The organism is Tritonibacter scottomollicae (assembly GCF_003003215.1).
GTDB lineage: Bacteria > Pseudomonadota > Alphaproteobacteria > Rhodobacterales > Rhodobacteraceae > Epibacterium > Epibacterium scottomollicae.
The window spans coordinates 105,080-126,698 of record NZ_PVUF01000010.1 but is presented as its reverse complement, the minus strand read 5'-3'; the positions used below and the strand labels follow the sequence as shown (position 1 = coordinate 126,698).

The 21,619-nt window shown below is 63.1% G+C and carries 22 protein-coding genes and 1 tRNA gene; 12 read left to right on the top strand and 11 right to left on the bottom strand.

From position 1 onward, the window contains the following. Positions 1 to 56: 56 nt before the first annotated feature. Entirely contained in the window at positions 57 to 1,184 is a 1,128-nt protein-coding gene (locus CLV89_RS15465) for an anhydro-N-acetylmuramic acid kinase (protein ID WP_106164559.1), read from the bottom strand. Positions 1,185 to 1,326: 142 nt separating this feature from the next. On the opposite strand from CLV89_RS15465, the gene tyrS reads away from it, so the two are divergent. Further along, entirely contained in the window at positions 1,327 to 2,580 is a 1,254-nt protein-coding gene (gene tyrS / locus CLV89_RS15460; protein WP_106164558.1) for a tyrosine--tRNA ligase, read from the top strand. 166 nt (positions 2,581 to 2,746) lie between these two features. Here tyrS and CLV89_RS22655 read toward each other — a convergent pair whose 3' ends face one another. Continuing rightward, the gene (locus tag CLV89_RS22655) at positions 2,747 to 2,899 is read right to left on the bottom strand and encodes a hypothetical protein (RefSeq protein ID WP_165798137.1); all 153 of its coding nucleotides are present in this window, start codon (positions 2,897 to 2,899) and stop codon (positions 2,747 to 2,749) included. A 30-nt stretch (positions 2,900 to 2,929) separates the two neighbouring features. Between CLV89_RS22655 and CLV89_RS15455 the strand changes: the two genes are divergently transcribed. Next, the gene (locus CLV89_RS15455; protein WP_106164557.1) at positions 2,930 to 3,853 is read left to right on the top strand and encodes a GNAT family N-acetyltransferase; all 924 of its coding nucleotides are present in this window, start codon (positions 2,930 to 2,932) and stop codon (positions 3,851 to 3,853) included. Between the two features lie 80 nt (positions 3,854 to 3,933). Then, positions 3,934 to 4,689 (top strand): SDR family NAD(P)-dependent oxidoreductase, encoded by a 756-nt coding sequence (locus tag CLV89_RS15450; RefSeq protein ID WP_106164556.1) that lies wholly within the window; start codon positions 3,934 to 3,936, stop codon positions 4,687 to 4,689. A gap of 176 nt (positions 4,690 to 4,865) precedes the next feature. Here CLV89_RS15450 and CLV89_RS15445 read toward each other — a convergent pair whose 3' ends face one another. The 3 genes from CLV89_RS15445 to CLV89_RS15435 form a co-directional block, all read right to left on the bottom strand. Beyond that, on the bottom strand, positions 4,866 to 6,677 hold the full coding sequence (locus CLV89_RS15445; RefSeq protein ID WP_106164555.1) for an ABC-F family ATP-binding cassette domain-containing protein: 1,812 nt from the start codon (positions 6,675 to 6,677) through the stop codon (positions 4,866 to 4,868). Positions 6,678 to 6,823: 146 nt separating this feature from the next. Then, positions 6,824 to 7,600 carry a GNAT family N-acetyltransferase gene (locus tag CLV89_RS15440; protein ID WP_106164606.1) on the bottom strand — a complete coding sequence of 259 codons (777 nt, stop codon included), beginning with the start codon at positions 7,598 to 7,600 and terminating at the stop codon, positions 6,824 to 6,826. A 141-nt stretch (positions 7,601 to 7,741) separates the two neighbouring features. Beyond that, positions 7,742 to 8,212 carry an outer membrane protein assembly factor BamE gene (locus tag CLV89_RS15435; RefSeq protein ID WP_106164554.1) on the bottom strand — a complete coding sequence of 157 codons (471 nt, stop codon included), beginning with the start codon at positions 8,210 to 8,212 and terminating at the stop codon, positions 7,742 to 7,744. Between the two features lie 86 nt (positions 8,213 to 8,298). Between CLV89_RS15435 and CLV89_RS15430 the strand changes: the two genes are divergently transcribed. The 8 genes from CLV89_RS15430 (at position 8,299) to CLV89_RS15395 (ending at position 15,568) form a co-directional block, all read left to right on the top strand. Next, positions 8,299 to 8,847, top strand: coding sequence for a YceD family protein (locus tag CLV89_RS15430; protein WP_106164553.1), 549 nt, complete (start codon positions 8,299 to 8,301; stop codon positions 8,845 to 8,847). A 279-nt stretch (positions 8,848 to 9,126) separates the two neighbouring features. Beyond that, on the top strand, positions 9,127 to 9,333 hold the full coding sequence (rpmF, locus tag CLV89_RS15425; protein WP_005623419.1) for a 50S ribosomal protein L32: 207 nt from the start codon (positions 9,127 to 9,129) through the stop codon (positions 9,331 to 9,333). Between the two features lie 41 nt (positions 9,334 to 9,374). Next, positions 9,375 to 10,502, top strand: a complete 1,128-nt coding sequence (gene plsX / locus CLV89_RS15420) for a phosphate acyltransferase PlsX (protein WP_106164552.1) — start codon at positions 9,375 to 9,377, stop codon at positions 10,500 to 10,502. A 15-nt stretch (positions 10,503 to 10,517) separates the two neighbouring features. Next, the gene (locus CLV89_RS15415; RefSeq protein ID WP_106164551.1) at positions 10,518 to 11,489 is read left to right on the top strand and encodes a beta-ketoacyl-ACP synthase III; all 972 of its coding nucleotides are present in this window, start codon (positions 10,518 to 10,520) and stop codon (positions 11,487 to 11,489) included. A gap of 87 nt (positions 11,490 to 11,576) precedes the next feature. Beyond that, positions 11,577 to 11,879, top strand: coding sequence for an integration host factor subunit alpha (ihfA, locus tag CLV89_RS15410; RefSeq protein WP_106164605.1), 303 nt, complete (start codon positions 11,577 to 11,579; stop codon positions 11,877 to 11,879). A 99-nt stretch (positions 11,880 to 11,978) separates the two neighbouring features. Beyond that, complete coding sequence (locus CLV89_RS22780) at positions 11,979 to 14,138, top strand: MerR family transcriptional regulator (protein ID WP_207796946.1); 2,160 nt, start codon at positions 11,979 to 11,981, stop codon at positions 14,136 to 14,138. Positions 14,139 to 14,241: 103 nt separating this feature from the next. Beyond that, positions 14,242 to 14,318: transfer RNA gene (locus CLV89_RS15400), tRNA-Pro, on the top strand. Between the two features lie 170 nt (positions 14,319 to 14,488). Then, on the top strand, positions 14,489 to 15,568 hold the full coding sequence (locus CLV89_RS15395; protein WP_106164550.1) for a 2'-deoxycytidine 5'-triphosphate deaminase: 1,080 nt from the start codon (positions 14,489 to 14,491) through the stop codon (positions 15,566 to 15,568). A 6-nt stretch (positions 15,569 to 15,574) separates the two neighbouring features. Here CLV89_RS15395 and CLV89_RS15390 read toward each other — a convergent pair whose 3' ends face one another. Next, the gene (locus CLV89_RS15390) at positions 15,575 to 16,102 is read right to left on the bottom strand and encodes an Lrp/AsnC family transcriptional regulator (RefSeq protein WP_243395029.1); all 528 of its coding nucleotides are present in this window, start codon (positions 16,100 to 16,102) and stop codon (positions 15,575 to 15,577) included. Positions 16,103 to 16,185: 83 nt separating this feature from the next. On the opposite strand from CLV89_RS15390, the gene CLV89_RS15385 reads away from it, so the two are divergent. After that, a complete protein-coding gene (locus tag CLV89_RS15385) occupies positions 16,186 to 17,382 on the top strand; it encodes an MFS transporter (protein ID WP_106164549.1) in 1,197 nt (398 codons plus the stop codon). Here the strand turns inward: CLV89_RS15385 and CLV89_RS15380 are convergent. From CLV89_RS15380 to CLV89_RS15360, 5 genes are all read right to left on the bottom strand, one after another. Then, complete coding sequence (locus tag CLV89_RS15380) at positions 17,336 to 17,590, bottom strand: hypothetical protein (RefSeq protein WP_106164548.1); 255 nt, start codon at positions 17,588 to 17,590, stop codon at positions 17,336 to 17,338. The two genes, CLV89_RS15385 and CLV89_RS15380, sit on opposite strands and share 47 nt — an antisense overlap. A 112-nt stretch (positions 17,591 to 17,702) precedes the next feature. Then, entirely contained in the window at positions 17,703 to 18,383 is a 681-nt protein-coding gene (gene scpB / locus CLV89_RS15375) for an SMC-Scp complex subunit ScpB (protein ID WP_106164547.1), read from the bottom strand. Then, positions 18,383 to 19,183 (bottom strand): segregation and condensation protein A, encoded by an 801-nt coding sequence (locus CLV89_RS15370; protein WP_106164546.1) that lies wholly within the window; start codon positions 19,181 to 19,183, stop codon positions 18,383 to 18,385. The genes scpB and CLV89_RS15370 overlap by 1 nt, the downstream gene beginning before the upstream one ends. Beyond that, a complete protein-coding gene (locus CLV89_RS15365; protein ID WP_106164545.1) occupies positions 19,176 to 20,216 on the bottom strand; it encodes a glycoside hydrolase family 3 N-terminal domain-containing protein in 1,041 nt (346 codons plus the stop codon). Before CLV89_RS15365 ends, CLV89_RS15370 begins: the two co-directional genes overlap by 8 nt. A 4-nt stretch (positions 20,217 to 20,220) precedes the next feature. Then, positions 20,221 to 21,537 carry an SPOR domain-containing protein gene (locus CLV89_RS15360; RefSeq protein ID WP_106164544.1) on the bottom strand — a complete coding sequence of 439 codons (1,317 nt, stop codon included), beginning with the start codon at positions 21,535 to 21,537 and terminating at the stop codon, positions 20,221 to 20,223. Between the last annotated feature and the right edge of the window lie 82 nt (positions 21,538 to 21,619).

Genomic DNA, 21,619 nt, shown 5'->3' with positions numbered 1-21,619 from the left:
ATTTTACATGCATCGCGCGACGGGCGGGAGCGCTCGCCGCCCAGTGACAATCCGCCTCAACCGGCGCGCATGCTCCAGCCGTCGGGCACCGTCAGGATTCCACCGCCGACACAGGCCCGAACGCCGGTGGTGCGCGGCGCGGAGGTCGCCAGACCACGCGCCACCCGCACGGCCAGATAGGCAAAGGCCTGCGCCTCCAGCATGTCGCCATCCAGCCCCACCGCCTCGACCGGCTCCACCGGGCAATCCAGCGAGACCCGCAGCATCTCCATCAGCACCGGGTTGTGCCGCCCGCCACCGGTGACCAGCAGCCGTGTGGGCGGCTCCGGACAATGCTCCATACCCTGCGCCACCGCAGCCGCACACATGGCCGTGAGCGTCGCTGTCGCATCGGCATCGCAAAGTTCGCTCACCAGCCCGATCATTTCTGGGAAATCATTTCGATCCAGAGACTTCGGCGGCATTCTTGAAAAATAAGGCTCCGCCAGAAACAGCTCCAGCGCACCGTGTTCGACCGTGCCACCGCTGGCGACCTTGCCGCCCTCGTCCATCTGCAGGCCCAGTCGCGCCTGCAGGAAATCATTGATCGGTGCATTGGCCGGACCGGTATCAAAGGCCAGCAACGCGCCCGCATCCTCTGGGCGCGCCACGCGCGGATCAACATAGGTCAGATTGCCCACGCCGCCGAGGTTCAGGAAACACAACGGCTCCGCCGCGCCGATATACTGCGCGCAGGCATGGTGGAAAAACGGCGCAAGCGGCGCGCCCTCGCCGCCCATGGAGACATCATCTGAGCGAAAATCCCACACCACGGGCCGCCCTAGCGCCTCGGCCAGAACCGATCCATCGCCCACCTGAAGCGTGCCCTGCAGCCGTGGCGCATGGGCCACCGTCTGGCCGTGAAATCCGATCAGATCCACGTCGAGGTGGTCGCGCATCAACTCCACATGCGCCGCCTCTACCACCCGCGCCGCTGCCGTCACCGCGTCCCCGCTCCACTGCCCCAGCGCCGCCCGCAACACCGCGCGCTCCTCACTGGAATAGGCCCGATAGCCCACCTCGCCAAAGCCGAAGATCGCCTGCCCGTCGGTCTCCAGCACCGCAACATCCACCCCATCAAGCGACGTTCCGCTCATGGCCCCAAGGGCGCGCACCGGCCCGGACTTGGATATGGCTTTGCCCATCTCTGCACTCTTCCTTGCAAATCCGGGCCGTATCACCCGTTGTCACAGGTATTACACTGTGCATTTTGTCCCGAAAACAGGTTCCAACCCTTCGCGATGCGATTTATACAGCCGCTTGCATATTCAAAAGCCGAGGCATGCTATGACCTACCATCCGAAATCGGACTTCATCGCCATCATGATGGAACGCGGGTTCCTGGCGGACTGCACCGATTATCAGGGTCTCGATGAGGCGCTGGTGAGCGGAACGCAGACGGCATACATCGGCTATGACGCCACCGCGCAATCGCTGCACGTGGGCCATCTTCTCAACATCATGATGCTGCGCTGGCTGCAAAAGACCGGCCACCGCCCGATCACCCTGATGGGCGGCGGCACCACCAAGGTGGGCGATCCTTCTTTCCGCTCCGATGAACGGCCGCTGCTTGGCCCCGAGCAGATCGACGCCAATATCGCCGGCATGCAGAAGGTGTTCGCCAAATACCTCAGCTACGGCGACGCGCCTTCCGATGCGCAGATGCTCAATAATGCCGAATGGCTCGACGATCTGAACTATCTCGAATTTCTGCGCGACATCGGCCGGCATTTCTCGGTGAACCGGATGCTGGCCTTTGAAAGCGTGAAATCGCGCCTGGATCGCGAGCAGTCGCTGTCGTTTCTTGAGTTCAACTACATGATTCTGCAGGCCTATGATTTCCTGGAGCTGAACCGCCGCTATGGCTGCGTTCTGCAGATGGGCGGCTCGGACCAATGGGGCAACATCGTCAACGGGATCGACCTGACACGCCGGGTGCTGGAAAATGAGATCTACGGCCTGACCTCGCCGCTGCTGACCACCTCTGACGGGCGCAAGATGGGCAAGTCGCAGGGCGGCGCCATCTGGCTCAATGACGAGATGCTGAGCTCTTATGAGTTCTGGCAGTTCTGGCGCAACACCACCGATGCGGACGTGGGCCGGTTCCTGAAGCTCTATACCGAGCTGCCGGTCGATGAATGCGACCGCCTTGGCGCATTGCAGGGGTCAGAGATCAACGAGGGCAAGATCATCCTCGCCAACGAGGTGACCACGCTTCTGCACGGGGCCGAGGCCGCCAAGGCTGCCGAAGCCACCGCGCGCGAAGTGTTCGAGAAGGGCGGTGTCGGGGACGACCTGCCGACCCTTTCGCTCTCGGCGGCGGAGCTCCGAGACGGCATGTCTATCGTGCAGCTGATCGTGAAATCCGGCCTGGCCAAGACCGGTAAGGAAGCCAAGCGCCTGATTGCCGAAAACGGTGCCAAGATCGACGACGCACCGCTGACGGACGCGGGGCTGATGATCGACGCGGCCGCGCTGGCCTCGCCGATCAAACTCTCCGCCGGCAAGAAGCGCCACGCCTTGGTGCAGCTCGCGGGCTGAAGTCTGACAGTCGGGTGAGAGGGGCGCCGTCGCTCTCACCCGACCCTCTCAAGCGAGCCAATTCACGCCGAGCTATCTCTGTGTGGAATCTATTCCGATGAAACAGGCGGGGGCCTTCGGCCAGATCACTCCCCTGATCTGTGGGCGCCAAGTGTGAGGCCGCGCCTCACAAGATCAACAAATCGATCACCGTTAGAACAATGAACGTCGGCACAGACAGGGCCGTCGCGATCAACAGTGCTGCGCATTTTGTCATACGCGCGGCCGGGGCTGTCTTGCCGAGGATTTTAACGGGCGTTTTCATGGTGTCATTAACCATGAATTAGGTTTCCATCCTGTTAATGGCTGCATGTTCGACCTTGGCTCCGCAGATGTCATGCCCCGTCCCATTCAGCGTTCTCCCCTTGCCCGCACGCTTGCACAATCGCCTGAGTTCACGCGCGCGCTGCGCTGTGCTGGTCAGGACGTGATGGCGCTTGACCGGATGCAAGACATGGTTGTCCTGCGGCGCAGGATTTGGGGCATGCCGATCGCTATGATCAACCGCGCTGACCTGGTTGCGCCTGCCCGTCTGCTGGAGATCCTGCAGGAAGAAGGCCTGCGTCGTACCCCAGTGATCCTGTCGCCAGAACGCCCCGTTTCGGATCTCGCGCGGCTGGGCGCCCTGCCCCTGATGACCCCGGCCAGCGTCGGGCAACTGGACATCCTCCCGTGTCGCGACGCGCAGCGCGCTGGTCTGGAGCAGAAATGGCGCAATCGTCTGGTCCACGCCGAGGGCAGCTCCCTGCGTATCACCCGCCAGAACATGCCTCTCAAATATGACCACTGGCTGCTGCAAGCGGATGCTGCGCAGCAAGTGAAACGCCGCTATCGCTCTTGGCCCACGGCCCTGACCCTCGCCTATGCCAAAGCCAACCGGGGCTGCGCCAAATTGTTCGAGGCGCATGAGGGGCGTGAAACCGTCGCCGGCATCCTGGTGCTGACTCATGGCGACGGGGCGACCTATCACATCGCCCACAGCATGGATCGCGGCCGAGCTCTGTCGGCTCATAACCTGCTGATGTGGCAAGCAATGAACTGGCTGGCGGACAAGGGCATCCGGCAGTTGGATCTCGGGGTGCTCAACACCGAAGACGCCAGCGGCCTGGCCCGGTTCAAGCTGGGCACCGGTGCCCGCGTCGAACGGCTCGGCGGCACCTGGGTTTACTGGCCGCCCCTTGGGCGACGTCTGGCGCCGCTGGCCGCCCTGGACCGAAAGCTGATGGGGATCTGACAGGGCGGGTCGACACTGGACAGACACGCTGCGCCATGATTATTTGAACGCATGTTCATTTCATGGGAGGAGCGAGAAAGATGAGACTCGCAACCACACGCGCCGTTGTCACCGGCGGCGCATCCGGCCTTGGCGAGGCCACCGCCCGCCATTTCCGCAATGCAGGTGCTGCCGTCACCATCCTGGATCGCGACACGGATCGCGGCATGAGGATAGCCGACAGCATCGGTGCGCATTTCGCAGAGACGGACGTCACCAGCGAAGAAAGCGTAGAGGCCGCGATTGCGTTGGCACAGGAAAAGATGGGCGGGCTGACCGCAGCGGTGAACTGCGCCGGTATTGCGCATGCGATCAAGACTGTAGGGCGCGACGGCCCGCATCCCCTTGGCGCGTTTCAGAAAACCGTCGACATCAACCTAGTTGGCAGCTTCAACGTCTCGCGTCTGGCCGCAGCGGCGATTGCCAAGAACGATCCAGAGCAAGACGGCGCACGCGGCGTCATCATCAACACTGCGTCGATCGCTGCCTTTGACGGGCAAAAGGGTCAGGCGGCCTATGCAGCCTCCAAGGGCGGCATTGTTGGCATGACCCTGCCGATGGCCCGCGATCTGGCGTCCTCCGGCATTCGGGTCATGGCGATCGCACCGGGGATCTTCATGACACCGATGCTTGCGGGACTGCCGGAAGAGGCCCAAGCGCAGCTGGCAGCGGATGTTCCGAATCCCGCACGTCTCGGCGATCCGGAGGAATATGCGCGGCTGGCCGGTTTCATCGTCGAAATGGGATATCTGAACGGCGAGGTCATTCGCCTCGACGGCGCATTGCGGATGCGCTGAGGTCTTGCGCGGGCGGGCCTCTCCCGTCCGCTCACCTCCACGCATGGTGCCTCAGGTCGTTCCAGACCTTCCTGATCCCTGTGGACCTGATCCGGTTCGGCATGGCGCCGCGCGCGCCCCGCAGGGGCGCGCGCGGCGCTGGTCGCTTCGGGCAAAGCCCGAAGCGAAACACCTGTTCAGCCGCCGGCCTTCTCTTCCAGCACCAGCCATTCCTCTTCCGCGGCAGCCAGTTTTTCCTGTCTCTGAACAAGGGCTTCGGTGGCCTTCTTGAACTTGACCGGTTCCCGCGTGAACAACTCGGGATCGGCCATCAGCTGCTCCAGCTTGGCGATTTCCTGTTCCAGCCGGTCAATCTCAGCCGGAAGCGCCTCGAGGCGGTGCTTTTCCTTGAAGCTCAGCACATCCTTTGACGCCTGGGCCTCCGCCTTTGCCTTCGACTTGGTCGCCTTGGGTTTCTCTGCCTTCTCGACAACCTCAGCCGGCGCCCGCTGCGCGAGGTAATCGCTCCAGCCACCGGCATAGGCGGTTGCATTGCCCTGCCCCTCCATCGCCACCGTCGTGGTCGCCACACGATCCAGGAAATCCCGGTCGTGGCTCACCAGCAGCACGGTGCCGTCATAGCCGTCCAGCAATTCCTGCAGCAGGTCGAGCGTCTCTACGTCCAGATCGTTGGTCGGCTCGTCGAGCACCAGCATATTGGAAGATCGCGCCATGAGTTTCGCCAACAGCAAACGCGCCTTTTCGCCCCCCGACAGGGAGCGGACAGGCGCGCGCACCTGACGCTCGTCGAACAGGAACTCTTTCAGATAGCCAACCACATGTTTGGGCTGGCCCCGCACCATGACCTGATCCGCCTTGCCGGAAATCCCCATCAGCGGATCGGCGGTCAGGTTTTCCCACAGGCTCGCATTGCCATCAAGCTGGTCGCGGGTCTGATCGAACACCGCAACCTCCAGATTGGTGCCGAGCTTCACGCTGCCCTCGTCCGGCGCCTCTTCGCCCAGCAGCATCTTCAGAAGGGTGGTCTTGCCAACGCCATTGGGGCCGACAAAAGCGACCCGTTCCCCGCGCTGCACGGTGAGCGAGAAACCCGACAGGATTTGTTTGTCGCCAAAGCCTTTAATCAGCCCCTCGGCCTCGATCACCTTGCGACCGGATTTTGGTCCCGCCTCGAGATCCATCGCCGCCGCACCCTGCCGTTTGATCTGCCCGGCGCGTTCAGATTTCAGATCCTGCAAGGCGCGCACCCGGCCCATGTTGCGCTTGCGGCGGGCAGAGATGCCCTCCACCGCCCAGCGGCTCTCGGATTTGATCAGCCGGTTGAGCTTGTGACGCTGCATGTCCTCCTCTTCCCAGATCTTGTCGCGCCAGGCCTCGAAATGCTCGAACCCCTTGTCCTGACGGCGCACCTGTCCCCGGTCGACCCAAAGCGTGGCGCGGGTCAGCGCCCGCAGGAATGCCCGGTCGTGGGAGATCAGCACAAAGGCGGCGCGGGTCGAGGCCAGCTCGCTCTCCAGCCAAGAAATTGCTTCGATATCAAGGTGGTTGGTCGGCTCGTCCAGAAGCATCAGCTCCGGTGCTTCGGCCATCAGCTTGGCCAGTGCAGCACGACGCCGCTCGCCGCCCGAGGCGGTCTCGACCGGCCTTGCGGGGTCAAACTTCAGCCCCTCGCCAGCGCGCTCAACACGGTACAGCTCCCCCGGTTCCAGCTCGGAGGCGGCAAAATCGCCCAACGTGGCAAAGCCCTCCATCTTGGGGTCCTGCTCCATGTAGCCGACGGAATTGCCCGGCGGGATCACGATGGAGCCGGCGTCCGCCTCCACCAGGTTCGCCATGACCTTCATCAGGGTCGATTTACCGGAGCCATTGCGCCCGACAAGCGCCACCCGGTCCCCGGGTTGCACCACGAGATCGAGATCGGAAAAGATCGGATCACCGCCGAAGGTCAGCGAGATACCGGACATCTGCAAAAGAGGAATACGTGCCATGACAGCGAGCTAAACCGCGCCGCAGGCTTCGTCAACGGGCCATGCGCGCTCGCGGGCAACGCGCGGTGCCAGAACCGACGAGCTCAGCAAGAAGCCCGCCTCCCGATGAGAACAATCCGGGCAAGGGAGGACCGCGCCCGTCCAGCCTATCCCGCCACCGCGCGCAGCAAGCGCTTGCGGGCGGGCGGAATGGCACCGATCTCAAGGCCGGTAAACACATGCAGCGTGTTCATATGCTTGTCGACCACCGCGTGATCGCTCACCCAGCCGCCCATCATCAGATATGTACGCAGCAGCGGCGGCATCCGAAGCATGGCTTTCTTGGCGTCCGGTTTTCGTCGCAGCCTTGCGGCAAAGCGGAATACATTCGGGGCCTTCACCCGCGGCAACCAGCGTTTCGGGGCAAGGTGGCGATGCTTCAGCATTGCAAAGGCATCGAGATACTCGGCGGTCTCGGTACCAGCAAACGACGAACAGCCAAACAGCATCTGGATGTCCTCCCGGTCCACGAATGCGGTCATCGCCCCCCATGCCACGCGCAGAATGTCGGGATCGCTCCAGCCCTGATGAATGCAGAATCGCCCCATCTCCACCATGCGGCCCTCGAAGTCCCGCAGGCCGGAGAGGTCATAGAACTGCGCCGAATAGGTGCGCGCGACCTCATGGCCGCCCTCCAGCACCAGCATGCGGAAACAGCAGACCAGCGCGTCGCTGCGGGTGTCCTCCACCAGCACATGGGCGCAGGTGGCGTCAAAGTCGTCCTGATCGATCTCCGCGGTGCGAAAGCACAGGGTGCGCAGGGCTTGAACTGCCGCGATGTCCACCGGGCCCGCCGCAAGCCGTGCTCGATACCGGCCTTTCGATAGCAAAGGACCGTTGGCCTCGTCTGTCGGTGAAATGTCGGACCGGGGTGTCGTGGCCATGAACTGCTCGCGTCTGATCTTGACTGCAATCGCGACCGCTCCGCGTCGGGGCGGCGGACTGCTTGCATTGCTATCATGACAAATGTGAAGCCCGGGTGACGAATCCATCCCCCGAGCTCATAATTTACGCGTGGTGCAGCCTTATTGCTGCAGGAAGCTGCCGGGGTTGAAATTGCCCAGGTTGCCGACAAGCTGTCGCAGGAATGTCTTATCCTCCAGGCTCGAGTCGGTCACGCGGCGTTCCAGCGGAATGACCCGGCCATCCTCCAGCGTGTAGCGCTGCACGCTGTCCACCACGCCTGACGATGCGAAGGTGATCGCCACCAGATCGCGCGAGACCACCTGAGGCTCCTTTGCGCCAAAGCGTTTGACCCGCGAGGTCACGTAATAATATCCGCTTTCGTCGGCCAGCGAGTCGATTGTCGGCTCCCCAACGGTTTCAGCGACCGAGTCGCGGGTATCCACGCCGACCACAACCTCGTTCAGAAGGTCCGGTCCGGGGATCCAGCCATGCTTGCGATACTGGGCGGTACAGGCCGTCACGGCCAACACCGCTCCGACAAGAAGCGCGCCCCGCAATGCGGTTTTTACGGTCTTCGGACTTGCAATCATGCGCTTCCCCTGCCCTTCGGGTTGATAAAGACTGAAGTCCCGATTACCTAACTCGGGCTTCTGGTTCAAGAAATGAAAGTACACACGTGAGTTCGCACCCTTCCGAGACGACAGCCCTGCGGGTTGCCGAGTTGCCCCAGAACCGCCCGACACAGTTTTCGGTGGTTCCGGACGCAGACACACTCCGCGCCATCGCTCATGATCTGGGCGTCGACACCCTGCGCAAACTCCGCTTCGAAGGCGAGATCAAGGCGCGCGGCAAGCGGGACTGGACCCTGACAGGCAAACTTGGCTTTACAGTCGTGCAGCCCTGCGTCGTGACGCTGGAGCCGGTGATCAGCCGGATCGACACGCAAGTGGAGCGCCTGTTCCTTGCGCATATCGCGACCCCCGAAGAGGAGGAGGTGGAAATGGCGGAGGATGACAACGTTGATGAACTGGGTGAAACCATCTCTCCGTTTGACGTAATGGTTGAGAGTGTTGCCCTGCATCTGCCGCAGTATCCGCGCAAGGACGGCGCGGAACTGGGACAAAGCCTGCACGCTGAACCCGGCACCAAGCCGATGACAGACGAGGACACCCGCCCCTTTGCAGGGCTTGCAGATTTGATGAAACCAAGCGACAAGGACACCTGAACGACGCGTTCGGATGTGTGGCTCAGGATGTCCTGGACTGCAATATCTGATGTCACCTGAATTCTTGCTGGCACTTACGTGCTGGCTCTCCTAAGAAAAGCCTTGCGCCGCCGAAGATTCGCAGTATTTTTGCGCGCTCATCGGAATTTTTGGTTGGACATCGGAGAGACTGCGGCCTACACGCACGTCACACCGGACGTCACACCGATTGACACGGAAACATGAAACGCGCCCGACGGCTCTCTTGCCTGGTGGCCCTAGTTAGACAAAGGTTGAGACATGGCTGTCCAACAGAACAAAGTATCCAAATCGCGCCGCAACAACCGCCGCGCGCACGATGCTCTGGTTGCTGCAAACCCGAACGAATGCTCGAACTGCGGTGAACTGCGTCGTCCTCACCACGTGTGCCCGTCCTGCGGCCACTATGACGACAAAGAAATCGTAGCACAGGCCGACGAGATCGACCTGGACGAAGACGCGGCCTGAGTCGAAACGGGATCACGAATGCCAGGCAGGCACGCAGTCGTATGACGGGTAACACCGCTCCATCGCAGGCAGATGCCCGCCGCACCGTGATCTCGGTGGACGCCATGGGTGGCGATGCCGGACCGGCCGTTGTGGTCGCAGGCATCGCCAAATCCGCCAAGAAGAATCCCGATATCCGGTTTCTTCTTCATGGTCCTATCGAACAGCTCGAACCACTCGTGGCCCGCAGGAAGCACTTGGCGGGCCGTGTAGAGATTCGTGACGCGCGCGACGTCGTCACGATGGAAGACAAACCCAGCCAGGTGATGCGCAACGGCAAGGGCACCAGCATGTGGTCCGCCCTCGAAGCTGCGCGCAATGGCGACGCTGCTGGCGTGGTCTCTTGCGGCAACACCGGTGCGCTGATGGCGCTGTCGATGCTGCGCCTGCGCAAATTGCCGGGCGTAAATCGACCCGCGATTGCGATTCTCTGGCCCTCCCGCAACCCTCAGGGCTTCAATGTGATGCTCGACGTAGGGGCAGACGTGCGCGCCGACGCAGAGGATCTTCTGCAATACGCCCTGATGGGCACCTCCTACATTCGCAACTCGATGGATCTGCCCTGCCCGCGTGTTGGCCTGCTGAATGTGGGCACCGAGGAGCACAAGGGCCGCGCCGAACTGAAAGAGGCCTATGCGCTGATCTCTCAGAATGCGGAAAAGGCCAACTACGAGTTTGTCGGCTTTGTTGAAGGCAGCGACATTCCCGGCGACATCGCAGATGTGATCGTCACAGATGGCTTTACCGGCAATGTGGCGATCAAGACCGGCGAAGGCACCGCAAGTCTTTTGCGCTCCGCCCTGCGCGAGGCGTTTGAATATTCGATTCTGTCGCGGCTTGCCGCGCTTCTGGCCTATACATCCCTGGCACGGCTGTCGAAACGCATTGACCCGCGACGGGTCAATGGCGGCATTTTTCTCGGCCTCAACGGAACCGTCGTCAAATCCCACGGCGGCGCCGATGCAACGGGCGTATCTGCTGCCATCAAACTCGCGTTTCTCCTTGCAGAGCAAGGCTTTGCGGAAAAGCTTGCAGCCCGGGTTGCATCCGCCGTAGAGCTTGCCCAAGATGACGCAACGTCCGCAGACGCGGACGAACCCGGCGATTCTGAGTCCGGGAGCACGAACTAGAAGGCAGGCAAAAGAATGACGCGACGCGCAGTGGTGATTGGCGCAGGGCACTACCTCCCCGAACGCATTGTAGAAAACGCGGAATTCGAAGCCACGCTGGAGACCTCCGACGAATGGATTCGCTCCCGGTCCGGCATCGAACGCCGCCATTTCGCGGCCGAGGATGAAACCACCTCGCATATGGCGACCCGTGCGGCTGAAGCTGCGCTGAAATCCGCCGGCCGCACTGCTGCGGATGTGGACGCCATCATTCTGGCAACCTCCACGGCCGACCTAACCTTCCCCTCCGCCGCCACCATGGTGCAGTCGCAGTTGGGCATGACCAAAGGTTTTGCCTTTGACGTCCAGGCGGTCTGCGCGGGTTTCGTCTATGCCCTGTCGAATGCCAATGCGCTGATCGCGTCCGGTCAGGCGGAGCGCGTGCTGGTCATTGGCGCCGAGACCTTCTCGCGCATCATGGATTGGACGGATCGCTCCACCTGCGTGCTGTTCGGTGATGGTGCCGGCGCGATTCTTCTGGAGGCCCAGGAAGGCGACGGCACCAGTGCTGATCGTGGTATTCTCGCCACCGATCTGAACTCTGATGGGCGCTACAAGGACCTGCTCTACGTGGATGGTGGTGTTTCGACCCAATCCACCGGCCATCTGCGCATGCAGGGCAACCAGGTCTTCCGCCACGCGGTCGAAAAACTCGCATCAACCGCGACCACCGCACTGGAGCGCGCAGGCGCCAGCACGGATGACGTGGACTGGATCGTGCCGCATCAGGCCAATATCCGCATCATTCAAGGCACCGCAAAGAAAATGGGCCTGCCCATGGACAAGGTGGTCGTGACGGTACAGGATCACGGGAATACATCCGCAGCCTCCATTCCGCTGGCATTGTCCGTCGGCGTCGAGCGTGGCCAGATCAAACAGGGTGATCTCATCGTGACCGAAGCCATTGGCGGCGGTCTGGCTTGGGGTGCCGTGGTTTTTCGGTGGTAAAGCCGACGAAACAGCGCCTTCCAATTCATTGATATTGACAGGGAAATTCTCAACACCCTATTGTTTTTGAAAACAATGGGGATGGCGATGACCGAAAAAACAATTACGAGAATGGATCTGAGCGAGGCCGTGTTCCGCGAGGTCGGCCTGTCACGCAACGAAAGCGCACAGCTGGTGGAGAGCATGTTGCAACACATGTCGGACGCCCTGGTGCGCGGTGAACAGGTGAAAATCTCCTCCTTTGGCACCTTCAGCGTACGCGATAAATCTGCCCGCGTGGGCCGCAATCCAAAAACTGGCGAAGAAGTTCCAATCCAGCCGCGCCGGGTCCTGACCTTTCGGCCGTCTCACCTGATGAAAGACCGCGTCGCAGACGGCAACCGAAAGTAACCCCGAGACGGCTGACCCGTCCGTTACCAAACCGGCTCTGCGCGCAGGGCCTCATCCAGTTGCGCCGCAGCGCGCCACCGATACAAGAGAGATGCCCCAATGTCCAAGTCACCTGACGCCTTTCGCACCATCAGCGAAGTCGCGGAATGGCTGGATATTCAGGCCCACGTCTTGCGGTTCTGGGAAAGCAAGTTCACTCAGGTCAAACCGGTCAAGCGGGCTGGTGGACGGCGCTACTATCGCCCGACCGACATGCTCCTGCTGGGCGGCATCCAGCATTTGCTGCATGAAAAAGGGCTGTCGATCAAGGAAGCGCAGGCGCTTGTCCGCGAGGAAGGCGTTCAGCATGTGCAGAGCCTCTCAAAGCCGCTGGAAGCTGACGAAGCCGAGGACGAGACCCCGCCCGTGGAGGCCAAACCTGTCAGCAAATGGGTCGAGCCTGACGCGGTTCAGCCGCCTGAACCCGAGGCGCCCCGTCCCCCGGTTGTGGATCGAGATCCGCCGGACGAGCCGGAGCCCCCTCTGCGCACGTCAGCCCCCCCGACACCTCCGCCGTTCAGCGCCCCGCAGCCTCCAGCGCCGGTGGAACATGCAGATCAGCTCGAAGGCCAACCTCTAAATAACCAGCAAGAGGGCGAGAACGCAGGGTCTCCTGCTTCAGCCGCTCCTGCCGCCGCACCTCCAGCAGCGCCCGCCCCTCCTACGGCTCCCGCCGCCCAGCCCGATGTGGCCCAGACACCCTCGGTCGCGGAACCGCAGGAACGCGCTGTGGGTGCAGCGCCGATAGACACGGCCCTGCCGTCCGCGTCGGAGCGCCCAGAAGGCTCCGCCGATGCTCAGCCCCCGCAGGACACTGATATGTCCCAGCAAAATGCGCACCCTGCAGAGACGCACCCGATTTCCGCTTCCACCTCGAACGCGGGGGACGAGCCTGTGGCGTTGACCGACGCGCCGCCAGCTGCGGTTGAGGCCACCGCAAGTGAAACGCCTGCCGAAAGCAGCGCCGACCATGCTGCAAGCCACTTCGAGGGCGACACTGAGGGCAGCGCCGAGGGCAACACTGATGTCCAAATCGACATGCCCTTTGATCTGCCAGATGCTCCCCAGCGCCCACGAGATCTGTCTGAGCAAGGGCCTGTGCCCTCACACAATTCCGCTCAGATCTCCGATGCCGCGTCTGATGCTGCACCAACTGCGCAACAGGATTTCTTTGCCAGCTCAACCGCCGCGGACACCGCCCCCACGGCGAATGAGGACGTAGAAGACGCATCGCGCCCGCAGTCGCCTGCGCCTTCAGGGTCTGAGCCCTCACAGGCGCCTGCGCCGCAGACAGCTCCCATCTCCAGCCCATCGGCCCCGCACGCAGCCCCTCAGGAGGCAAGCCCGCAGGCCGCATCTCCATCTGCATCCGAAGACGAGGCGCCAGAGGCCGATGCCTTTGTCGCGCCGGACCCGATGGAGGACGCAAGCGGATTTTCAACGCACCGGGAGTCTGCTGCCGCTGACGATGCCGCCACAGCGGAGCCTGCAGACACGTCCGCCACCGCCCTTGAGAGCGATCCCGAACCCGAGGGTCCGAACAGCAGCCCGCCTGCGACAGAGCCGGCCCCGGAGGTCCCCTCGCCAGCCGAAGATGAGACCGCAGACCCGACCAGAACAGCGGGAGAGATCGCACGTGCCATGGCCGCCATGGCAGAGATCATACCGAGCCAGGATCAGGCCTCTGCACCGGACCAATCTCCTGCCCCTGCTGCCGAAACTGATGACGATCAGATCACCCCTGCAGCGACCCCGGATATGCCGGAAGATGCGCCAGATACCCCGGAGGCGGCGCCGGACACATCTGACGCCCCTGTCGAAGAGGTGCCGATCTCTGCCGTGGCCGACACATCGGAATTCACCGATCCGTCCAGCGCAGAGGACGTAGACGCCGACGATGACATCGGTGAAAGCGTCGCTGAGATCGAAACCGCCTCCAGCGATATGGCGTCTCCCGATGAGGGCCTGCCCACACAGTCCAATGACGACAGTGATGCGCAAGACAGCGATCCAGTGCAGACCACGCCGGAGCTGGCAGCGGATGAGCCGCAACAGACGTCCCTGAGGGCGAGAGTCGTCGATGTCCCTGATGAGCCGCAAGGGACCATTCCTGCCGGGGTTCTTCAGCGTTTGTCCTCAGTGGCGGCACAGTCACCCGCGCAATCCGCGGTGCTGAGCGAAATCATCGAGGATCTGCGCCACTTTGGACAGCAGCGCTGATCCGCCTTTCTGGCGAGGGCAAAATGAGGCGCGTTGAAAAAGCGCGGAAAAAGCAAATTCGCCTCTTGCCCCTGCCGCAAAAAGCAGTAGAAAGCTCCAACAACGGGCTATGGCGCAGCCTGGTAGCGCGTCCGTCTGGGGGACGGAAGGTCGCAGGTTCGAGTCCTGCTAGCCCGACCATAACAAAACGCCCGAGCGGTCACCGCTCGGGCGTTTGTGTATCCGCCGCCTGCTTTGTCGTTGGTTTTCCAAGGTAAATTCTCGGCCTCAAGTGACAAGGCGATTGTGGCACGACAGAATTTGCGTCAGCATCCTGCGGGATAGCGACGCCATCAGGGGGAACGGCAGATATGACCGGTGTTTTGCCCAGCCAGACGATCGAGACCATGCTTGCCCGCGCGGAGATCACCCTCGACGCGCCGCTGATCGAGGGTCAGATCCAGCCCGCCAGCCTTGATTTGCGCCTGGGCACCGTCGCCTATCGCGTTCGTGCCTCCTTCCTCGCCGGTCAGGGCCGTACCGTGTCCGAACGGCTGGACGAGTTTGAGATGCATCGCATCGACCTCAGCGACGGCGCCGTGCTGGAAAAGGGCTGCGTCTACGTGGTGCCGCTGATGGAATCGCTCGATCTGCCCGCCAACATCACCGCCGTCGCAAATGCCAAAAGCTCGACCGGGCGGCTTGATCTGCTGACCCGGACCATTACCGATGGCGGCGAGGAATTCGACCGCATCCGCCCGGGCTATACCGGTCCGCTTTACGCCGAGATCTGTCCGCGGTCCTTCTCGGTGCTGGCACGCCCCGGTATGCGCCTCAACCAGATCCGCTTCCGCGACGGGCAATCAGTGCTGGATGACGACACCCTCGCCGCTCTGCATGCCGACACACCACTGGTCGATGGCGAGGCCGTCATCGAGGATGGCTTGGGCTTTTCCGTCGATCTGCGCCTGCCGGGCACCGATCTGGTGGGCTACCGCGCCAAGCCGCACACCGGCGTGATCGATCTGGACCGGATTGGCGCCTATGATCCCAGCGACTACTGGGAGGAGGTGCGCAGCGACAAGGGCCGTATCATCCTCGATCCCGGTGCGTTTTATATCCTCGTCAGCCGCGAGGCGGTGCATATCCCGCCCGAATATGCCGCCGAAATGGCGCCCTACCTTGCCATGGTGGGCGAATTCCGGGTGCATTACGCGGGGTTCTTCGATCCCGGTTTTGGCCATGCCGAGGCAGGTGGCGCGGGCTCGCGCGGGGTGCTGGAAGTGCGCTGTCACGAGGCGCCCTTTGTGCTCGAACACGGTCAAGTGGTGGGCCGTCTGGTCTATGAACGGATGGCCTCCCTGCCCGAGCAGCTTTATGGTGCGGGCATTGCCTCCAACTATCAGGGCCAGGGGCTGAAGCTGTCGAAACATTTCCGCAGCCCCGCCTGAGTCGCCTCAGCGCGGATAACTGACGCTTTCTAGGTCCGCCGTGACATCCGCCTGCGCGGTGCGTTCCAGCACTGTCGACAGGGTCAGATAGGTGCTGGTGCCGCGCACCCCCTCGATATCGTAGACCTTTGACAACAGCCCCTCCAGCGCTTGCGGGCTGGCAACGCGCACCTTCATGATCAGGCAGGTATCACCAGTGGTGGAATGGATCTCCTCCACCTCGGGGAATTGCTCCAGCGCCATGATCTCGCGCGTTTTGCCCCAGCCGATGGTATCCACATGGATAAAGGCGAGAATCGGCTTTCCGACCTGCGCCCCGTCGATTTGTGCTACGGTGGCCTTGATTGCGCCCGAGGCCCGCAGCCGCTTGACCCGTTCATGCACCGCCGGTGCCGACAGGCCCACCTGTTCGCTGATCGCCGCATAGGACTGCGTGGCATCTTGGCTCAGCGCGCCTAATATTCTTCGGTCCAGCGCGTCCATACCCCGTGCGGATCGTGCCGAGGTCCGAATGCTCTCTGTTTTTTCCACCATCAGATCTTTAACACCTTCACAGAATGATTTTCGCCAATTAAGCCAAACTGCCGAATGAAATTCAATCTGGATTAAGCCTGACCATGCCATCTTCTGCCCCGCCGCTCTGGATCTCCATCGCCACGCTTATGTGCGCCATTGCCATTGTGGGCACCAATGCGCTGTTGCTGTCCCCCTTGGTGCAGACCGTGGGCGCGGATCTCTCCGCCAGCCCAACGCAAGTGCTTTGGGCCTCCAGCGGTTACGGGTTGGGGGTGGCGGCAGCGGCGCTGCTGATTGCCCCGATCGGAGATCGCATCGGCAGCGGGCGGCTGTTGCGGATGGCGCTGGCAGTTCTGACCGTTGGCTTTGTTGCCAGTGCCCTTGCCCCCGGCCTGATCGCGCTGATTGCCGCGCAGGTGCTCTGCGGCATCGCCGGTGGGGCGGCCCTGCCCTCGATCTACACAATGGCGGCGGTGATCGCCCCAAAGGGGCGCGAGGCGCGGGTGGTCGGCGCGGTCATCACCGGATGGACTCTCTCGCTGGTGCTGGGGGTCAGCCTCGCTGCATGGAGCGCCGAGTTCCTTGGCTGGCGCATGGTCTACGGGGCCCTTGCGGCGCTTTGCGCTCTGGTCTGGGGGCTGAGCGCACCGCTGGCGCGGCTTGATGCGCCGGGGGGTGCGACCAGCTCGCCGCTCAGCGCGCTCCGGGTGCCCGGCATGGGGCGCGGTATCCTCGCCTCGGTCGGCCTCATGCTCAGCTTCTATGTGACCTATTCCTATACCGGCGCCCATGCCACCATCGATCTTGGCCTCAGCACGGGTCAGGCCGGGCTCTTGCCGCTGATCTACGGCCTGGGGTTTGGCGGCGCGGTGCTGCTGGACCCGCTCCTTGACCGCGTCGGCATGGCGCGCGCCACCACACCGGTGTTTCTCGCACTCACCCTGACCTATGTGGCGATGGGCGTGCTGGGCGCCAGCTACCCGCTGTTTCTGGCGCTGGCAGTGCTCTGGGGGATCTTCCAGCATTTCGGCCTGAACCTGCTGGTGGCCCGGCTCACCGCGCTGGACCCGCGCCAGCGGGGTGCGATCATGGGGATCTACTCAACCACCACCTACCTCAGCGTCTTTGCCGCGCCCTTTGTGGGCGGCATCGGCTTTGCAACACTGGGAATTCTGGGCTGCGTTCTGATTTCAGCGACCCTGACCATGATCGCAGCAGTCGAGGCACTGAGCCTGCGGCGCACCACCGCGCTCAGCTCTTCTCCCGCGCCGCACGACGTGCCCGACGCGCCTGTCTGACCTCACGGATACGGGCGCGCTCGGCCTCTTCCTCGGGCGTGCGCTGCGGCTTTTGCGGCGCGCCCTGCGTTTCGTCCTGGCCCCGGCGTGCCGCCTTCTTGCCACCGGCCCGTTTGCCAACTGCATTGATGCCGGCGTTGACGCCCGCGTTCACCGCGCGCCCGATCAGGCGGCGCAGGACCATATTGGCGATCCGGTCAAATCCCATGAGGACCTCCCTTGGGGTCTGAGTGTAGGTTTGCTGCGTTCGCCATACATATAGGTGCTGAGTACGGCGATTTCTTGGCATGTGCAAAGAGGAGCGAGCGCCAAGCCCCGGGTCAGTCCTCGAACAGCTCCGGCTGCTCCTCGTCCTGTCGCTCGTCCTCGCTGTCGCCCTGACCGATCGGGAAGGCGCTCGGCGGTGGACGGTTCTCCAAGAGCCCGGCGGCGCGCAGCTCCTTCAGCCCCGGCAGATCGCGCGCGCTCTCCAAACCAAAGTGATCGAGGAAGGTCGGCGTGACCACAAAGGTCACCGGCCGCCCTGGCGTCATCTTGCGCCGCCCCAGACGGATCCACTCCATCTCCAGAAGCTGGTCGATGGTGCCCCGCGACACCGACACGCCGCGGATTTCTTCGATCTCGGCCCGGGTCACCGGCTGGTGATAGGCGATGATCGCCAGGGTCTCGATCGCCGCGCGCGACAGCTTGCGGCTCTCCACGGTTTCCTTCTGCATCAGATAGCCGAGATCCGGCGCCGTGCGCATCGCCCAGGCGTCCCCCACCTGCACCACCCGCACACCGCGCCCCTCGTAGCGTTTGCGCAAATACTCCAGCGCCTCGCCCGGGTTGCAGCCATGCGGCATGCGCGACACCAGATCGCGCACCGTCACCGGCTCCGCGCTGGCAAAGAGCACCGCCTCCACCATACGCTCCTGCTCTGCCATCGGCGGCGCATCGAACAGGCTGTCACTGTCCTGCTTCGCGGACGGCTCATTGGGGCTGTGGGTCTGGTCGTCCATTATATATCCTCTGGCCGGTTGCGCAGCTGGATCGGGGCGAAGCTCTCGCTCTGGCGGATCTCCATCTTGCCCTCCTTCACCAGCTGCAGCGAGGCGGCGAATGTGGCGGCGGTGGCCGAGCGGCGCTTGACCGGATCACTGTGCCAGCCGTCTGGCAGATAGCTCAGCATATCGGTCCAGCTGCCGGTAAACCCCAGCAGGCTGCGCATACGTTCCAGCGCCTCTTCCATGGTGAAAACACTCTCGCGGTCCATCACGAAGGGGCGGAATTCATCCTTGGTGCGGATGCGCGCATAGCCCTGCATGAGGTCCAGAAGGTTCGCGGTATAGGTCACCGTCTTGATGCGCTGCACGTCCTCGGCCTGCCCGCGGGCAAAGAAATCCCGTCCCAGCTGGTCGCGCCCCATCAGCCGCGCGGCGGCGTCGCGCATCGCCTGCAGGCGCTCCAGCTGGAACGCCAGATGCGCCGCCAGTTCCTCGCCCGAGGGGCCTTCTTCTTCCGGGTCGGGGGGCAGCAGCAGGCGCGATTTCAGGAACGCCAGCCAGGCCGCCATCACCAGATAATCGGCGGCTAGCTCGATGCGCAGCTCCTTGGCCTTTTCCACGAAGGTCAGGTACTGGCGCGCGAGTTCGTAGACAGAGATCTGGCGCAGATCGACCTTCTGGGTGCGCGACAACGTCAGCAGCAGATCCAGCGGCCCTTCAAAGCCATGCACATCAACGATCAGCGCCTCGGCTTCGAGGCGTTCCTCGACCGAAATCTGCGTCTCATCCGGGAATAACGAGTCTTCGTCAGCCATATACCTGTCCGCCCATGAGGGCAGATAGTTCCGCTTCAGCCGCATCCGTGTCAAGCGCAGCAGGGGTTTGACGGCAGGCAAGTGCCGCCTCGGCGCGCCGTTGGGCGGCATCCGTCATGCAGCCGGCAGCCTCAACAACGGCAGCGCGAGCCACCAGCGAGGAGTTGCAAAACAGCGCCACATCGCAGCCCGCATCGAGGGATGCCCTCGCAATTGCCCCAGCCGCCATATCTGGATCGTCTGGCTGCAAGCCGGACAGCTCAGGCGCCCACAAGGCCTTCATCGATATATCATCGGTCATCACCAGACCGTCATAGCCCAGCTCCTGCCGGATCACCCGCATCATCACCGGCGACAGGGTCGCAGGACGCGGATCAAAAGCGTCGTAGACCAGATGCGCGGTCATCGCCATCGGCAGATCCTTCAGCGGCGTGAAGGCGGCAAAATCCTCGGCCCGCAGCACCTCCGCCGGGGCAGTCACATGTGGCAGGTCGTGGTGACTGTCCATGCTGGAGCGGCCGTGACCAGGGATATGCTTCATCACCGGCACGACGCCGCCATCCAGATGCCCCGCCGCACAGGCGCGGGCAATCGCGGCCACGCTGGCGGCATCCGTTCCGTAACAGCGGTTGCGCAGGAAGGGATGCGTGTCAGCGCTGGCGATATCCGCGAGCGGCGCGCAATTGCTGTCGATGCCAAGCGCATGCAGCTCCGCCGCGATCAGCCGTGCCCGCAGATACATCGCCCGCACCGGGTCGGTGGCCGCCTGCACGTGATCCAGCGCCGGACGCCACTCGCGTGCAAGCGGCGCGCGCAGCCGCTGCACCCGACCGCCTTCCTGATCGATGGTGATCAGACACTCATGCCCCGCCGCCTCGCGGAAATCATCACAAAGCGCGCGGACCTGGTCGGCGCTGTCGATATTGCGGGCAAAGAGGATAAAGCCAAAAGGCGCCGCCTCGCGGAACAGCGCCTTTTCATCCGACGTCAGGCGATGGCCTTCGGCGTCCAGAATGGTGGCCCCGAACCGCATCGGCTCAGCGCATTGTCACAGGGATGCAATCGGCATTGCCCGCGACCAGGGCCGAGCAGAAGCGACGCGCGTCCGACAGGTCCTCAAACCCGTGCGCGCGCAGGCGATAGAAGATCCGCCCACCGCTTTCGGCGCGCTGTACCACGCGCGCCTTGTCGTCAAAAAATTCACCAAAGTTGGCGCTGATCCGGGTCCACTCGCTGCGGGCCACCTCGGCACTTTCAAAGGCGCCCAGCTGTGCCAGCCGCGTGCCAACTGCCAGGCTCTTGGGGTCAATATCAACGGTCCGCTGCTCTGGCTGTGCGGCGCTCTCTCTTGCGGCGGGCGCCGGGGCAAATCGCGCCGGACGAACCTGCGGCCGCGGTGTTTCGCGTACACCTGGGGCATTGCGGATCGCTGCAGGCACACGGGCGATCGCAACGTCTGCGGTATCCAGCGGATCCGGTTGCACGATGGATGCGGAGGTTTCGCGCAGGTCTTCCAACGGCACCGCCCCGTCCGTCAGGGACGCCACCAGTGCGTCGATATCATTATTGCGCTGCTCCAGCGGCGAAACATCTTCGATCTCTGCGCTTTGCAGTTCATCCTCGGCGACAGGCGCCTGCGCGTCTTCTGCGGCATATTCCGCCTCGAGCGCGGCCTCATCCTCGGCCGCCTGGGTCAGTGCCGGGATCGGCTGGTCATCCTCAGTGAGGGCAATGGTCTCAGGCGCCAGCCGCAGGGTATCTGCCGGATCTTCGGCGATCCCGTTTGCGGCAACGGAATTGACTGCCAACCCCTGATTGTCCGCCGTCTCGCCGCCCGGCTCCGCTGGCGCCACGCGCATCGGACCCGCAACGGCGCTGACCACCGGCACGCCGGAGACATCGCGCATAATCAGTTTGTATCCCCAGACGGAGATGCTCACCACAAGCGCGATGGAGGCCGCAGCGCCGAGAAACGCCGCCATGCGCCCCAGCTCGCCGCGTGCGGGTTGCGGGGCAAAAAGCTCCTCTTCGTCACCGCCAAACCCGTCACCATAATCGCTGACGTAGTCATATCCCGCTTCGGGGTAGTCGCCTGCGTTGTCATAGTTTCCCGCACCGGAAAACGTGCCGACATTGACGCTCGGCGACTGTCTCAGGCCGAAATTCGGATAGGGTGTCTCTGTCACAGGCTCAGCGGCTTCGATGGCGGCCGCTGCCATGTTGTCTTGCGCGTGATCCTGTGCCGGAGCACGCGAATATTGATGAGAGGAAAACGGATCGAAGGCGGAGCCTCCGGTGTCACCATCGCCATTTGAAGAGGGAGCGCCTGCGCCCACCTGTGCAAAATATGCCATATCCGCCTCACTGCCCTAAGTCGCAATCATCCCGCCAAAACAAAGGGCGGGACGCATGCGCGTGGGTCTCTTGATCTGCCTC